The organism is Pseudoroseomonas ludipueritiae (assembly GCF_014490445.1).
Classification (GTDB): domain Bacteria; phylum Pseudomonadota; class Alphaproteobacteria; order Acetobacterales; family Acetobacteraceae; genus Pseudoroseomonas; species Pseudoroseomonas ludipueritiae.
The window spans coordinates 13,973-29,691 of sequence record NZ_JACTUZ010000044.1 but is presented as its reverse complement, the minus strand read 5'-3'; the positions used below and the strand labels follow the sequence as shown (position 1 = coordinate 29,691).

Below are 15,719 nucleotides of genomic sequence, written 5' to 3'. Positions count from 1 at the left end.
CACGACCTCGCCCAGGGCCGCGCGGTGCTCGCCCGCGCCGGCGCCACGGTGCTGGCCACGGGCGGCGCCGGGCGGCTGCACATCGCGGGCTTTCCCACCTCCAACCATTATGGCGCCACGGCGGATGGGCTGGTGCTGGCCTATCGCCTCGGCGCCGCGCTGCGCGAGGTGGACAGCTTCCAGTATCACCCGACCGGCATCGCCTGGCCGCCGCATATGGAGGGGCAACTGGTCAGCGAGTCCGCCCGCGCCTCCGGTGCCGCGCTGGTCAATGGCCTGGGCGAGCGCTTCGTGGACGAGCTGAACACGCGCGACGTGGTGGCCGCCGCCATCCTGCGCGAGATCGCCGAAGGGCGCGGCATCCTGCGCGATGGCCGCGCCGGGGTCTTTCTCGACACGCCGGGGCTGGAGCGGGCCAAGCCCGGCATCCTCGGCAAGAGCCTGGTGACGCTCACCCATCTCGCGCATCGTGCCGGCTTCGACGCGGCGGCCGAGCCCTTCCTCGTCCGCCCGACGCTGCATTACCAGAATGGCGGCGTCGCCATCGAACCCGATGGATGGAGCGGCGTGCCCGGCCTGCTCTGCGCCGGCGAGGTGACGGGCGGGCTGCATGGCCGCAACCGCATGATGGGCAATGCCCTGCTGGAACTGGTGGCCTTCGGCCGCCGCGCCGGGGGCGCCGCCGCCGCCGATGCGCGGGTGGAGCGCCCGCGCAACATCGGCCTGACGCATCTGGCCGATTGGCGCCGCGCCCTGATCGCCCAGGGCCTGCCGCTCACGCGCAAGGCGCCGCTGGTCTTTCCGCCCTACGGCAATTTCGACATGGCCACCGAGCGGGGGAGGGCGGCATGAAGGTCCTGACCGATGAGCGCCGCTGCGTCGGCGCCGATCTCGCCGCCTGGATGGCGCTGGGCGGCGGGGAGGGGCTGGAGCGCGCCTTGGCCGACCCGGCTGCGGTCATCCCGGCCATCGAGGCCGCCGGCCTGCGCGGCCTGGGCGGAGCGGGCTTCCCCACCCATCGCAAATGGGCCGCCGTGGCGGCGCAGCCCGGTCCCGGCAAATGGGTGGTCTGCAACGGCAATGAGGACGAGCCGGGCACCTTCAAGGACCGCTTCCTGCTCTCCCGCACGCCGCACCAGGTGATCGAAGGGGCATTGGTCGCGGCGCTGGCCGTGGGCGCCGCCACGGTCGTGCTTTATGTCAACCCGCGCGAGGCAGCGGCGGTGCGGGTGCTGCGCGAGGCCGTGGCGCAATGGGAGGCGCATCCGCTCCTCCCGCGGCTTTCCGAGGCCCTCGGGGAAAGCCTGCGCCTCCTCGTCGTCACCGGCTCCGGCCTTTATGTCGGGGGCGAGGAAACGGCGGCGGTGGCCAGCGTCATGGGCGGCTTCCCCTTTCCCACGCTGAAGCCGCCCTTTCCGGCGGAGCGGGGCGTGAACGGCGCGCCGACGCTGGTGAACAATGTCGAGACCCTGGCCCATGCCGGGCAGATCCTGCGCGCTGGGCCGGAATGGTACCGTGGCCTCGGCCTCGGCGGCGCGCCGGGCACCAAGCTCTTCTCGCTCTCAGGCGACGTGCTCCACCCGGGGCTGCATGAGCTGCCCATGGGCACCCCGCTCCGCAGCCTGGTCTTCGAGCATGGCGGGGGCATGCTGGGCGGCAAGGCCTTCAAGGCGGTCTTCACCGGCGGCCCCTCCAATACCCTGCTGACGGCGGATGACCTCGATGCGCCGCTCGACTTCGACAACCTGCGGGCGCGCGGCTCCCGCCTTGGCACGGGGGCGATGATCGTGGTGGGGGAGGGCACCAGCATCCTCCGCAAGACGGCGGAATATGTCGCCTTCTTCGCGGCGAATTCCTGCGGCCAGTGCCCGCCCTGCAAGATCGGCACGCACCAGATCTCGCGCATCCTGGAGCGGATCGAGGCCGGGGCGGGCCGGCCCGGCGACCTACAGGCGCTGGAGAACCTGACGGAGCTTCTTCCCGGCAGCGGCCGCTGTGGGTTGGTGGACGGGGCGGCGACGGTGCTGGGCTCCTCGCTGAAGACGTTCCGGGCCGAGTACGAGCGGGCGGTGGAGCGACACTGACCCCCGCATCCCGGCTGGCTCAGCCGGTCAGTTCCTGGCGCGGGACGCCGGGCCTTCTGGCCGGCAGCGCGGGACCGGGAGGCGACCTGGCGAAGGCTGGAACCGCTACAGGGGCAGCAGCAAAGGTACCAGCGCCAGGCTCACCGCCATGACCAGCAGGGTGAAGGGCACGCCGATGCGCAGGAAATCGCTGAAGCGGTAGCGGCCTGGCCCCAGGACCAGCGTGTTCACCGGCGAGGAGACCGGCGTCATGAAGGCCGCCGAGGCAGCCAGGGCCACGATCATGGCGAAGGGATAGGGGGAGAAGCCCGTCTCCCGCGCCACGGCCATCGCGACAGGCGCCATCAGCACGGCCGTTGCGGTGTTCGAGATGAACATGCCGGTCAGAGCCGTGACCGCGAACAGGCTGGCCAGCAGGGCATAGGGCCCTGCTTCCGCCGTCAGCCGGACCAGCCCGTCCGCCGCCAGAGCGATGCCGCCGGTCTTTTGCAGGGCGAGGGAGAAGGGGAGCATGCCGCCGATCAGGACGATGGTCTGCCAGTGGATGGCACGGTAGGCACTGTCGAGGTCGATGCAGCGGAAGCCCACCATCATCAGGCAGCCGATCAACACCGCCAGCACATGCGGCAGCACGCCGCTGACCATCAGCACGATGACCACACCCAGGCTGAGCAGAGCCTGCGGCGCACGGTCGGAGGCAGGGGACAGTTCCTCCAGATCCTCCGGCTGATTGAGCAGCAGGAAGCTCCGCTTCCCGCGCTGGGAGCGGCGCAGCTCCTTCCAGGGGCCGACCAGCAGCAGCGTGTCGCCGGCCTGCAGCCTTTCCTCCAGCAGCCCTGCGCCCCAGGGGACCAGGCCGCGGCGAAGCCCCACCACCGTCAGCCCATAGGTGGAGCGGAACTCCGCCTCCAGCACCGATCTGCCACAGAGCGGGGAGTCGGGAGGGATTATCACTTCCGCCAGGCCGATGGGATGTGGCTTGCGAACCGTGTCGAGATTGCGAAGCGGCGAATGCTGCAGGGCAAGCCGGGCGGCAAGCGCTTCGAGGCGCTCTTCAGGGCCGTCGAACTGGGCGATGAGCGTATCACCCGCGCGCAGCACTGTCTCACCGGTCGCGTTCAGGAAAGTCGTGGCGAAGCGCTCGGAGCGCTCGACGGCCATGACATTCAACCCATGCGAGCCGCGCAGACGCAGCCTCTCAAGGCTGCGTCCGGCCAGGGGTGAGTCAGGGCCAATGCGGAGGCGGTGCGAGGATCCGGTGAGCCCGTAATCCCTGATGAGTTGCGCCAGGGTCAGCCGGCCGTGGCGTGCCGCTTCCTCCGGCTCCGCATCCGTCAGCCAGCGGCGCGCCACGGCCATGTAGCCGATACCGAGCAGCAGGATCGGCAGGCCAAAGGGCGTGAAGCTGAAGAAGCCGAAGCCCGCATAGCCTCCCCGGAACAGCTCATTGTTCACAACCAGGTTGGGTGGCGTTCCCACCAGTGTCATCATGCCGCTGATCAGGGCGGCGAAACTCAGCGGCATCATCATCTGGCCCGGTGCGATCCGCAGCCGCATGGTGATGCGCAACACGATGGGGATGAAGATGGCAACCACCCCCGTCGAGCTCATCACCGAGCCCAGTGTCGCGACGGCCAGCATCAGCATCGCCATAAGCCTGGTGCTGCTGCCGCCTGTGCGGGATGCCAGCCAGTCTCCAAGGCGGCTGGCGACGCCGGTCCGGACCAGCCCCTCGCCTATCACGAAAAGGGCGGCAATCAGCACCAGGCTGGGCTCGCTGAAGCCGGCCAGTGCTTCCCCGACCGTGAGGATGCCGGTCAGCGGCAGGGCAACAAGCATGGACAATGCAACCGCATCCATGCGTGGCCGACCCCAGGCGAACATGCCGATCGCAGCGGTGAGCAGGCCGAGTACGACGGCTAAGTCAGCAGACACAACCGCGCTCCGGCAGATGATGCTACGCTTCTAGCTGCCATAGAGACGTGACACCGCTCATTCCACGAACTGCATCCACGAGGGCTTACCTCCAGATACGGCGCCAGCCCTCAGGTGGGCATCCGGTTAGCCACATCATTCCGGTTCGCTGATGCTGCCCCGGCGAAGGCCGGGAACCACCCTGCCAGAAGCGCGGCGCCGAAGCAAAGGCGGCGGCTTCGCTCGCGATGGAAAAGGCGCCATCCGGAGGTGCCCCCGGCCTCACGCCTTCGAGCACATCAAAGCGACTTGCTATCACTGCCCGGTGAGCGGCAACATCGGCGTGAATTCTAAACCGGGTCAGAATTCAGGATCATCATCGCGGAGATCATGGCAGCCGTCGGAGCTTCTCCAACAAAGTGCCATAGCGGACTTTCTGGATAACGGGTCAGGTCTGGACTGCAATGACAGCACGCCGCAAACGACTGCTTTTCATAGCTCTTGTGGCGCTTGCTGCCGTCGCGGGCTTCTATGCCTGGAAGCAGTTGGGGGGCAGCGGCCTTCCCGAGGGAATCGCCAGCGGCAATGGCCGCATCGAGGCGACCGAGATCGATATCTCAACCAAGTCAGCAGGACGGGTGCGGGAGATTCTGGTCCGGGAAGGCGACTTCGTGGAAACAGGGCAGATACTCGCCCGCATGGACACCGTGCAGCTCGAAGCCCGGAAGCGGGAAGCCGAGGCGCAGTTGCAACGCGCCAAAATCGCCATCGGAACGGCGCAGAGCCTTGTGACACAGCGCGAGGCGGAAAAGACGGCAGCCGTTGCTGTTGTTGCCCAGCGGCAGGCTGAACTCGACGGCGCATCCAGGCGGCTGGCGCGGTCCGAGCAACTGGCGGCGAGCAGCACTGTCTCCATCCAGACGCTGGATGACAACCGCGCGACCCATGAGGGCGCCCGCGCCGCAGTCGGGGCCGCGCAGGCGCAACTCGCCGCCTCGGACGCGGCCATCAGCGCCGCCAGGGCGCAGGTGGTCGATGCGGAGGCCTCCGTCGAGGCTGCCAAGGCAACCATCGAGAGCATCGTGGCCGATATCAACGACAGCACCCTGGTCGCACCGCGCCCCGGCCGCGTTCAGTACCGCATCGCCGAGCCTGGGGAGGTGCTCGCGGCCGGTGGCCGGGTGCTCAACCTGGTCGATCTGGGCGATGTCTACATGACTTTCTTCCTGCCAACGGCGCAGGCGGGGCGCGTGGAACTGGGGGCGGAGGTTCGCCTCGTGCTGGATGCGGCGCCCCAATACGTCATCCCAGCCAGGGCGAGCTTCGTGGCCGATGTTGCCCAGTTCACCCCCAAGACGGTGGAAACCACCGAAGAGAGGCAGAAGCTGATGTTCCGCATCCGGGCGCAGATCGCGCCCGAGTTGCTGGAACAGCATATTCGCCAGGTCAAGACCGGGCTGCCCGGCATGGCCTATGTCCGGCTGGACCCGAAGGTCGAATGGCCGGCAAGTCTCAGCGGCCCGCTGGTGCAATGACGGAGCCTGGATCGGCAGGCTGGCGCTCAGCCGTGGCGCGGATCAAGGGTGTCTCCCTGCGCTATGGCAAGACAACGGCCCTGAAAGGAATCGACCTGGACCTTCCATCCGGCATCATGGCCGGATTGATCGGCCCGGATGGCGTCGGCAAGTCCAGTTTGCTGTCCCTCATTTCAGGAGCGCGCGCTGTCCAGGAAGGGCAGGTCGAAGTTCTGGGCGGCGACATAGCCGACCATGCGCACCGGGAAAGCATCTACGCGCGGATCGCCTATATGCCGCAGGGCCTGGGCAGGAACCTCTACCCGACCCTGTCCGTCTTCGAGAATGTGGATTTCTTTGGCCGGCTGTTCGGCCATGACAGGCAGGAGCGCAAAAGGCGGATCGTTGAACTGCTTCGCAGCACCGGCCTCCTTCCCTTCGCGGATCGGCCTGCCGGGAAACTCTCAGGCGGCATGAAGCAAAAACTTGGGCTCTGTTGCGCGCTGATCCATGACCCGGATCTGTTGATCCTCGATGAACCCACGACCGGCGTCGATCCTTTGTCGCGCCGCCAGTTCTGGGACCTGATTGACGATATCCGCCAGGGCAGGCCTGGCATGAGCGTTATCGTCGCGACCGCCTATATGGAAGAGGCGGAGCGCTTCGACTGGCTTGTGGCGATGGACGCGGGCCAGGTACTCGCGACCGGAACGCCCGGTGAGCTGCGCCGCCGGACCGGAGCGCCAACCTTGGACGCGGCCTTCATTGCGCTGCTGCCGGAAGAAGGGCGGCGGGGGCACCAGGAGGTTGTCATCCCACCAAGGCGCAATGCGGAAGGCGAGGTCGCTATCGAGGCAGAGCATCTGACGATGCGGTTCGGCCGCTTCACCGCCGTCGACGACGTGAGCTTCCGCATCAGCAGGGGAGAGATCTTCGGCTTCCTTGGCTCCAATGGCTGCGGCAAAACCACCACCATGAAGATGCTCACCGGCCTCCTGGTGCCGAGCGAAGGCCGGGCGCGCCTCTTTGGCAGGGAGGTGGACCCGGGCGACATGGCGGTTCGCCGCCGCGTGGGCTATATGTCGCAGGCCTTTTCCCTCTACACCGAACTGACGGTGCGGCAGAATCTTGACCTGCACGCGCGGCTCTTCGGCATGGAGCCCGCGGCGATTCCAGCCCGGATCGACGAGATGGTCTCCCGCTTCGGCCTGGGGGAGGTGCTGGATTCCTGGCCGGATTCCTTGCCTCTCGGCATCCGGCAGCGGCTTTCCCTGGCCGTGGCGATGGTGCATTCGCCCGAGATCCTGATCCTCGACGAACCCACATCCGGCGTGGACCCGATCGCACGCGACAGCTTCTGGCGCATCCTGTCCGACCTGTCGCGCCAGGATAACGTCACGATCTTCGTCTCCACCCATTTCATGAACGAGGCGCAGCTTTGCGACCGCATCTCCCTCATGCATGCGGGGAAGGTGCTGATCAGCGAGAAGCCGGACGTCATCATGGAGAAGCGCGGCGCGGCGACCCTGGAGGAGGCCTTCATCGGCTATCTGGAGGATGCCATCCGGAAAGCGGCGGATGCCGAACCCGCTGAACCAGAAGCCGCGCCCATCCACGTGGCCTCCCCAGGGGCCGCCCACCCCACCGGGCGAACCAAGCGGAACCGCTTTTTCGATCCGCGCCGGATCTTCGCCTATGCGCGGCGTGAAGCCCTGGAACTGCGGCGCGACCCCATCCGCGCAACTCTGGCGCTTCTCGGCAGCGTGATCCTGATGTTCGTGATCGGCTACGGCATCAACATGGATGTCAGCAACCTGTCCTTCGCGGTGCTCGACCGGGACGACACAACGGTAAGCCGCGACTACACGCTGCAGATCGCCGGCTCGCGCTACTTCACCGAGAAGCCGCCCATCGCCGATTACGCCGATCTCGACCGGCGCATGCGCAACGGCGAGCTGAGCTTGGCGATCGAGATCCCGTCGGGATTCGGCCGCGACGTGGCGCGAGGCCGGGGTGTAGAGATCGGGGCCTGGATCGACGGCGCGATGCCGGCCAGGGCGGAGACCGTGCGTGGATATGTCCAGGGCATGCATCAGGCCTGGCTGACTCAGGAGGCGCGGCGGATCTATGGCGATGCCGCGATCGCGGGCAGCTTCCAGCTCGCCATCCGCTACCGCTACAATCCGGATATCCAGAGCCTGGTGGCCATGGTTCCGGCGGTCATTCCGCTCCTCCTGATGATGATCCCGGCCATGCTCGCTGTTCTCAGCGTGGTCCGGGAGAAGGAGCTGGGCTCGATCATCAACTTCTATGTGACGCCCGTCACGCGGCTGGAATTCCTGCTGGGCAAGCAGCTCCCGTACATCGTGCTGGCGATGTTCAATTTCGCCATGCTGACTGCCTTCGCCATCTTTGTCTTCCGTGTTCCCTTCACCGGCAGCCTGCTCACCTTCACGGCCGCCGCCTTTCTTTACGTGATCGCCACGACCGGCATAGGGCTGGTGGTATCGGCCTTCATGAACAGCCAGATCGCGGCCATCTTCGGGACCTCCCTGCTGACCCTGATTCCCGCCGTGCAGTATTCCGGCATCATCGATCCCGTCTCATCCCTGCAGGGCGCGGGGGCGCTCGTCGGCCGCATCTATCCCACGACCTATTTCGTGACGATCTCACGCGGCACCTTCTCCAAGGCGCTGGATTTCGGGGATCTCTGGTCTGCCTTCGTGCCGCTGCTGATTGCCATTCCGGTGCTGCTCCTGCTGGGCACCCTGCTTCTCAGGAAACAGGCGAGCTGACGATGCAGGCCAGGAACATCATCCAGCTGGGCATCAAGGAGCTGCGCGGCCTGGCGCGGGACCCGATGCTCCTGGTGCTGATCGTCTATGCCTTCACACTCTCGATCTATACCGCCTCGAGATCGGCGCCGGAGACGCTGAACCAGGCCGCCATCGCGGTTGTGGACGAAGATCAATCGCCCGTGTCCACGCGGATCATCGCTGCCTTCCATCCACCATACTTCGCCGTCCCCCGCATCATCTCGCAGCCGGAGATGGACCTCCGCATGGATGCGGGCATCGATACCTTCGCGCTGGACATTCCACCGAACTTCCAGCGCGATCTTCTGGCCGGGCGCTCGCCGACCATCCAGCTCAACATCGATGCCACGCGAATGACGCAGGCCTTCACCGGGGGCGGCTATATCCAGTCGATCATCTCCAGTGAGGTCGCGGAGTTCCTGGACGGCTATCGTGGCGGCTCCACCGTGCCGGTGGATCTCGCCCTGCGCTCACGCTTCAACCAGGAACTCAACAAGGGCTGGTTCGGCGCCATCACCAATGTCATCTCCTCCGTCACCATGCTCTCGATCATCCTGACCGGCGCGGCGCTGATCCGGGAGCGTGAGCACGGCACGATCGAGCATTTGCTGGTCATGCCGGTGACAGCCACTGAGATTATGCTCAGCAAGATCTGGTCAATGGGCCTGGTGGTACTCATCGCCACAGCCTTTTCCATTGTTTTTGTTGTGCAGGGGCTCCTGGCGGTTCCCATCCATGGCTCCGTCGCGCTGTTCCTGGCGGGAGGGGCCCTGCAGCTCTTCGCGACCACCTCGCTCGGCATCTTCCTGGCCACGGTGGCCGGATCAATGCCACAGTTCGGCCTGCTGTTGATGCTGGTCCTGCTGCCGATGCAGGTATTGTCCGGCGGAACCTCACCGCGCGAAAGCATGCCAGAGATCATCCAGACGATCATGCTCGCCGCGCCCAATACCCATTTCGTCATGTTGGCGCAGGCGGTTCTGTTCCGGGGGGCTGGCCTGGATGTTGTGTGGCCGCAACTCCTCGCGATGCTGGCCATCGGCGTGGTGCTTTTTGTGCTTTCCCTGTGGCGGTTTCGGAAGTTCCTTCGTTGAAAGCCACAGAACGGCCTCCTCGATCATGCAAGGCCGCGCTTCGGTCAAGCACCTCGCGGTGATGCCGGAAGCGTGCCCGAATCCCCGAAGGCGGCAGGGAATGAACCGCAACGCCGGCAGATGCGGCTGACCGTGACCCATGGCGGGTTCAGCATTCGTGTTCATGCCGCACAGTTCTCCCGCCCTGCCGCCAGGGCGCCCCACCGTGACTTTCCACATCAGCGCAAGAATGTAACTCTGTGCTATCGTGGAGGATGATCACTCGTTCGGAGCCGGCTTGACCATGTCACCACAACTGACCACGCTGACGTTGAACCCGACCATCGATGTGGCCAGCGAGGCTGATGCGGTGCACGCCATCCGGAAGGTGCGGACCTTCAATGAGCGGCAGGACCCCGGCGGGGGCGGCGTGAACGTCTCGAGAGTGGTGCGGGAACTGGGTGGCGACACCCTGGCCATCATCCTGGCTGGCGGCGTCATAGGACGCTTTCTGGAGGAGCTTCTGGACGGCGCCGGCGTGCCCAGGCGCAGCATCCCCATCGCCGGGCGAACCCGGATCAGTCAGACGGTGCTCGATCGTAGCAGCGGGCAGGAATATCGCTTCGTCTCCGAAGGGCCGGCTGTTTCCCCGGAGGAATGGGGCGCCGCCCTCAGGTCCGTTGAGGAGATCGAGGACGGGTGGCTGGTCGCCAGCGGCAGCCTGCCGGCAGGCGCGCCCAGGAATTTCTATGGGCGCGTGGCGGCTGTCGCGAAGGCGCGTGGCCTGCGTCTGGCCGTCGATACATCAGGCGAGGCATTGCGCCTCGCGCTGGAACAGGGTGGCATCGACCTGGTGAAGCCGAGCCGGGGCGAGTTCGAGAGCCTGGTCGGCCGCCCGCTGCGCGGGAATGGCGAGCTGGAGCAGGCGGCGGTGGAGTTGGTCCGCTCCGGCCGAGTGGCCTGCGTGGCCGTCACCCTGGGCGGGGATGGGGCTGTGCTGGCCACGGCGGATGGGGCGCTGCGGCTGCCCGCGCTGGACGTGACGGTGCGGGGCGCGGTCGGGGCAGGGGACAGCTTCCTGGCGGCCATGACGCTGGCCTTGTCCCGTGGTGCCGCGGCGGCGGATGCCTTCGCCTGGGGCGTCGCGGCCGGGGCCGCGGCGGTGTCCAGCACCGGCACGGCACATCCGCCACGGGCGGAGGTGGAGGCGCTGCGGCGGCGTATCCATGAAGTCCCGATGGGCGTCGCGCTGGGCGAAGGTCGCTGAGGATGCGCCTGGTCGGGGACATTGGCGGCACCAATGCGCGCTTCGCGCTCTGCGGGCCCGACGGGATCGTGCGGGAAGAGCGGAAGCTGCCGGTGAGAGACTATCCGGGGCTGATCGAGGCGGCGCAGGCTTATCTGGCGGGAAGAGCCGTGGATGAGGCGGTGTTCGCGGTGGCGACCCCTGTTCTGGACGACGCGGTGGCCCTCACGAACAGCTCCTGGCGCTTCACGGTCTCGGAGGCACGGGAAAGCCTCGGACTGCGGAAGCTGTCGGTGATCAACGACTTCGTCGCCCAGGCCTGCGCCGTACAGAGCCTGCAAAGGGCGGATTTCCAACAAATCAAGGCCGGCACGGCCGCACCGGGGCGGCCATGCCTGGTCATCGGGCCCGGGACAGGGTTGGGCGTCGCCTTTCTGCTGTGGGAAGGGGAAAGGGCGCGGGTGCTGGCCAGCGAGGCGGGGCACAGTTCCTTCTCGCCACAGGACGAGCGGCAGGCCCAGATCCTCGCCATGCTCTGGCGGGAATTCGGGCATGTCTCGACCGAACGGCTGCTCTCCGGCCCCGGGTTGCTGAGGCTGGCCAATGGCTTGGCGGTGCTGGAGGGGCGGGAGGAACGGTTTGGCGCCCCAACCGAGGTGAGCCAGCGGGCGGCAGAGGGATGCGCCCTTTGCCTGGAGGCGGTGAGGATGTTCTCCACCATACTGGGTGCCACGGCGGGAGATCTGGTACTGACATTGCTCGCCGATGGCGGTGTGTATGTCACCGGCGGACTGTGCCGCAACTTGCGGCCCTTGCTGGACTTGGAGGCGCTGGTGCGGGGCTTCACGGCCAAGGGGCGCTTCGCGGATTATCTCGGGAGGGTGCCGGTTGAGCAGGTGATGCGGCCCCATACCGGGCTGCTCGGCGCGGCTGTGTATCAGGCCGGATAGGGAGCAGGGCCACCGAGGCCGGAGGCGCCCGGTAGCTATGACCTTGCCGGTCAGCAGTTGCTGCAATCGACCGCATCGCGCCCGTGTCGGCCATGGAGGCGCCGCTCGTCGCAAAAGCACCGCCACGGCCCCTGCCATGCCTGCCGCGCTGGCGCTAGGTGAGTTGGGGCGGTGCGGTGGCATCCTCCGTCTGGCTGCTCGGCTCCGCGTCGGTTTCCTGGTATATGCAGCGTGTCAGCGGCTAAGACTGGCTCTACGGGTCGGTTGGCAGCGTGCTTGGCCTCATGCTCTGGGCCTGGGTCTCCAGCGCGGCGGTGCTTGTCGGGGCCGTGCTGAACGCCGAACTGGAGCAACAGGCCGCGTTAAGGCCAAGCCACGGTATTCCTTGCTAGCCGGAAGCCGCCATGTGCAGGACGGGCGGCTCCTATCCAGGCCTTCCCCATGAAGTCTCGGGTGGCCACTTTCATGGCAACTCATAACGCTATAACGACCGCGTCGTCATCCAAGGTGTAACCATGTCCGACCGCCCGCGAATTCTGCTCCAGCACCTACTCCCGAAGCAGCGTCTGACCAGGTTCGCCGGCCGCATCGCCGAGGTGCAAGGAGGTCCGATGACGACCCGGCTGATTCGCTGGTTCGTTGCCAGGTATGGCGTCGACATGAACGAGGCCGAGAATGCGGACCTTGCCAGCTACAAGAGCTTCAACGAGTTCTTCACCCGCCCGCTCAAGGCCGGCATACGGCCGTTGGCGGCGGCCGATTTCGTTTGCCCGGTGGATGGCGCCATCAGCCAGTTCGGCGCCATTGACGACCACCACATTCTTCAGGCCAAGGGCCACCGCTTCACCACCACCGAGCTTGTTGGTGGCGACGCCACGCTGGCGGCTCAGTTCCGCCACGGCAGCTTTGCCAACCTGTATCTTTCGCCCAAGGATTACCACCGCCTGCATATGCCCTGCGACGGCAGGCTCATGCGCATGATCTATGTGCCGGGCACGTTGTTCTCGGTGAACCCGACCACCGCACGTGGCGTGCCGAGATTGTTTGCCCGCAACGAGCGCGTGGTATGCGTATTCGAGTCGCCGGAGCATGGCCCATTCGTGATGGTGCTGGTCGGCGCCACCGTCGTCGGAAGCATGGCGACCGTCTGGCATGGCGTGGTCAACTCGAAACGCGGCAACCAGCTGTCCGAGTGGACCTATGCGGACCAGGACATCCTGCTGAAGAAGGGCGAGGAGATGGGCCGTTTCCTTCTTGGCTCGACGATCGTGATGCTGTTCAGGCAGGGCGCTATTGACTTCAACAAGGATTGGGCGCCGGAACGGCCGGTGCGCCTGGGCGAGTTGATGGGCAACCGCCTGGCCTGAATATCTTCGCCGCTTTCTGCGCATCGGCCCGTCAGGCCGGGCGCAGCGGCCCTGGCGATGATGACCTGACCCGCAGCCTCGGCTTCTTCATGCTGCCATCGATGAACTTGAGCCAGCATGCTCCCGAGCCGTAGGACGTCGGCCATAGGCACTGCTCCCTTTCATCGGCCACCGGCGGGCTGATCTGTCCGAGGCCGCAGCGCCGCGCGGCGGATCGTGGAGGTCAGGCGCTCCGCCGCCATACCTGATCCGCCAGCGCGGCAAGCCCTTCTGCACCCTTGCCCCGCCTCGCCGGGGCCCGCACAGGCCTGCAGTTGAGTGAATGGTGGCTCAACCGCCTTCAGCTGCTCGCAAAGCCTCGTCAACACGGGCAGCTCACGACCCGCGGTGACGATCCCGCTCACGGAGGCCACGCCCCGCGGGCATTTCGAACTCTGCTATTGGCTTACACGCTCCTTCGGCGTCCGTGGGGTTTCGTCGCGAGACGCGGCGGGAGGTGCCCCTTGCACCTTCTTCACCGTCTGCCCTTGCGGCCGCGCCTCCTGCCCGAAGCGCTGCGGCAGGCGCGCATTGCCCATCTGGACGCCGCAGAGCGGGTCAGGTCTCAGATCCCGCACCTCCCGGTTTCTCCACCACCCCTGCAACGTCCTGAGGAGTGCGCCACGAAGGCTGCAATGGGTGACCACGTGGCGGATATGGCGCGGAAAGCCGAAGCTGCTGAGGAAGCTGGCCGTACCCACGGAATGATAGCCATCCACATCGAAGGCAAGGCCGCGATCGAGCGCGAATTCCATGGCGTTCCAGAGAAGCAGCGCATTGGCGTCGCCGCCGGATCGCTCACGGTCGCGGTGCGGTACCAGATAGTAGAGGACGCCATGCCCCCAGACCAGCAGCACGCTCGCGGCGTCACGCCCCTGCGCGTCGGTGAGGCCGAGGATGATGGCCTGCCCACGGGCGGTGGAGGCGGCGAACAGCCGTTCCAGGACCTGGAAGTCATGGCTGTTCCGCCCTGCGGGATGGTGGCGATACGCGACATCGACGAAGCGGCCGAAATCGGCATGCTCATGCAGTTTCAGCCGGCGGTTGGCGGCACGGATGAGGCGGGCGGTTGAACGATCCGCGCGCTCCATGAGCTTGACGGGGTCAGCATCCGCTTCGACGCGAAAGGTGAATTGCTCGCTGACGGAGCATCCCGCGAGCGCGAAGGCGAAGGCAGTTTCATCCTCGCAGTCCAGCCGCAGGGAAAAGTGGTCATGCCTCGGCAGCTTGAGCATGATCTCTGCCGCGACGCGCCTGAGGTTCGCGCAGTGGCGGCTGGGCGTGGAAGGCGGCAGGCTGAGCACAGGTCCCAAAGTGCGGGTATACGGCGGCATGACCAGAGAGCGTATCCCCAGGGGCCGTTCTTTCCGCACGAAGCTCAGGGAAGCCACGTCCGATCCACCCCAATTGATGGCGATCGACTCCAGCGCCCCGCCTGAGGCGGCCTGAAGCCACCATGCTTCCTGAAAGACTGTCTTCCTGGAGCCTGATAACTCCACGGGAGTAATCACAAATAGACATCCCTCGTGAAAGACAAAACCTGGGACAGGGTAAACCTATGACGAGGACATTTCACCAAAATTATCCCATCGTAACTTTACCTCAGAGATTAACCTTTGAGTTTGATAATATTTATTCATCACGGGACGTGAAAACCCGGGTCTTTTCCTGAGCTATTGCGGAACATACTAAGCAACACGCCTATAACATTCATGTTATAAATGATCCTCCCGCATCCAGTGGCGAGCAGCGCGCCCGCGCAACCGCATGCCTGGCTGGCGACCGTCTCCGGAAATGCGGGGCCGCGAGACACGCCTGGCCTGGGTTCCCCTTTTGCCTGCGCGGGCTTCGTGCTCCATGACGGGCAAAGGAGCTACGGCCCTCCGCAACGGCCACTCCCGCTGATTTCTTGATTTAACAACGGTCGCCATAGCCGTTTTGGGGCCGATAAGCATTTATCACCATGATCGGCTGGCATCGGCGCCAACCGAGGCAAGTATTGGTTCATCTGAAACAGAGTGGCTTCATGAGTCTGAACCTGTCACGGGAAAGGCCGTAACATGCCAAGCGCATCTGCCTTGTTCGTCTTCCTTGGCGCGGCGCTGGTTCTGGCTGCGATGCCAGGGCCAGGCCTCCTGTACGTTGCCGGGCGGACGCTCGGTGGTGGGAAGAGGGATGGACTCGCCTCCAGCTATGGGTCAGCCCTCGGCGGCATGGTCCATGTGGCAGCAGGCGCGGTTGGCATCTCGGCCCTTATCATGGCGAGCGCGCAGGCATTCATGGCGCTCAAGCTGATAGGGGGAGCCTACCTCATCTATCTGGGCATTCAGACCTGGCGCTCGGCCGGTTCCTTCGCCGATCTGCGCGTGGAGCAAGATGCCCTCAATCCTTGGGCCGCCTTCCGTCAGGGCATCATCGTGGAAGCGACCAATCCCAAGACCGCTGCCTTCTTTCTCGCGCTGCTGCCACAGTTCATCGACCCGGCAAGGAGCGTGACGGCGCAGTTCCTGGTCCTGGGAACCATATCGATCGTCCTCAACACTGCCATGGCCGTACTGGTCTCATATTCGGTTGCCGGTCTCAGGGAACGTGCCTTGCGCAGCAGCACCCTGATCATCCGCCTGCGTCAGGCTTCTGGTGCCTTGCTCGGCGGGCTCGGCATCTGGCTGCTCCTTTCCCGCAAACCTGCGTGAGAGCGCCGGCAATATCCGCTCTC

The 15,719-nt window shown here is 65.9% G+C and carries 11 protein-coding genes and 1 pseudogene; 10 read left to right on the top strand and 2 right to left on the bottom strand.

All coding sequences use genetic code 11. The annotated features are described in order from the left end of the window. Together IBL25_RS11900 and IBL25_RS11895 are read left to right on the top strand one after the other, a co-directional pair. The coding region (locus IBL25_RS11900) for an FAD-binding protein (protein ID WP_187778760.1) at positions 1–852 on the top strand (852 nt) is incomplete at its 5' end. Further along, on the top strand, positions 849–2,084 hold the full coding sequence (locus IBL25_RS11895; protein WP_187778759.1) for a complex I 51 kDa subunit family protein: 1,236 nt from the start codon (positions 849–851) through the stop codon (positions 2,082–2,084). The genes IBL25_RS11900 and IBL25_RS11895, both read left to right, overlap by 4 nt. A gap of 105 nt (positions 2,085–2,189) precedes the next feature. Here IBL25_RS11895 and IBL25_RS11890 read toward each other — a convergent pair whose 3' ends face one another. Further along, a complete protein-coding gene (locus IBL25_RS11890; RefSeq protein WP_194433688.1) occupies positions 2,190–3,968 on the bottom strand; it encodes an SLC13 family permease in 1,779 nt (592 codons plus the stop codon). Positions 3,969–4,501: 533 nt separating this feature from the next. Between IBL25_RS11890 and IBL25_RS11885 the strand changes: the two genes are divergently transcribed. From IBL25_RS11885 to asd, 7 genes and pseudogenes are all read left to right on the top strand, one after another. Continuing rightward, the gene (locus IBL25_RS11885) at positions 4,502–5,533 is read left to right on the top strand and encodes an HlyD family secretion protein (protein ID WP_367615596.1); all 1,032 of its coding nucleotides are present in this window, start codon (positions 4,502–4,504) and stop codon (positions 5,531–5,533) included. Beyond that, positions 5,530–8,307 (top strand): ribosome-associated ATPase/putative transporter RbbA, encoded by a 2,778-nt coding sequence (rbbA, locus tag IBL25_RS11880; protein WP_238940373.1) that lies wholly within the window; start codon positions 5,530–5,532, stop codon positions 8,305–8,307. The genes IBL25_RS11885 and rbbA overlap by 4 nt, the downstream gene beginning before the upstream one ends. Before the next feature lie 2 nt (positions 8,308–8,309). Next, a complete protein-coding gene (locus IBL25_RS11875; protein WP_187778755.1) occupies positions 8,310–9,422 on the top strand; it encodes an ABC transporter permease in 1,113 nt (370 codons plus the stop codon). Between the two features lie 283 nt (positions 9,423–9,705). Then, the gene (locus IBL25_RS11870; RefSeq protein ID WP_187778754.1) at positions 9,706–10,668 is read left to right on the top strand and encodes a 1-phosphofructokinase family hexose kinase; all 963 of its coding nucleotides are present in this window, start codon (positions 9,706–9,708) and stop codon (positions 10,666–10,668) included. A 2-nt stretch (positions 10,669–10,670) separates the two neighbouring features. Continuing rightward, the gene (gene glk / locus IBL25_RS11865) at positions 10,671–11,597 is read left to right on the top strand and encodes a glucokinase (protein WP_238940372.1); all 927 of its coding nucleotides are present in this window, start codon (positions 10,671–10,673) and stop codon (positions 11,595–11,597) included. Positions 11,598–11,860: 263 nt separating this feature from the next. Then, positions 11,861–11,989 (top strand): annotated as a pseudogene (locus IBL25_RS27560) (hypothetical protein); the annotation flags it as partial. 219 nt (positions 11,990–12,208) lie between these two features. Continuing rightward, on the top strand, positions 12,209–12,964 hold the full coding sequence (gene asd, locus IBL25_RS11855; protein WP_202986760.1) for an archaetidylserine decarboxylase: 756 nt from the start codon (positions 12,209–12,211) through the stop codon (positions 12,962–12,964). A gap of 437 nt (positions 12,965–13,401) precedes the next feature. Here asd and IBL25_RS27555 read toward each other — a convergent pair whose 3' ends face one another. After that, entirely contained in the window at positions 13,402–14,514 is a 1,113-nt protein-coding gene (locus tag IBL25_RS27555; RefSeq protein WP_187778751.1) for a GNAT family N-acetyltransferase, read from the bottom strand. 567 nt (positions 14,515–15,081) lie between these two features. On the opposite strand from IBL25_RS27555, the gene IBL25_RS11845 reads away from it, so the two are divergent. Continuing rightward, positions 15,082–15,696, top strand: coding sequence for a LysE family translocator (locus IBL25_RS11845; protein ID WP_238940371.1), 615 nt, complete (start codon positions 15,082–15,084; stop codon positions 15,694–15,696). The last annotated feature ends 23 nt before the right edge of the window (positions 15,697–15,719 follow it).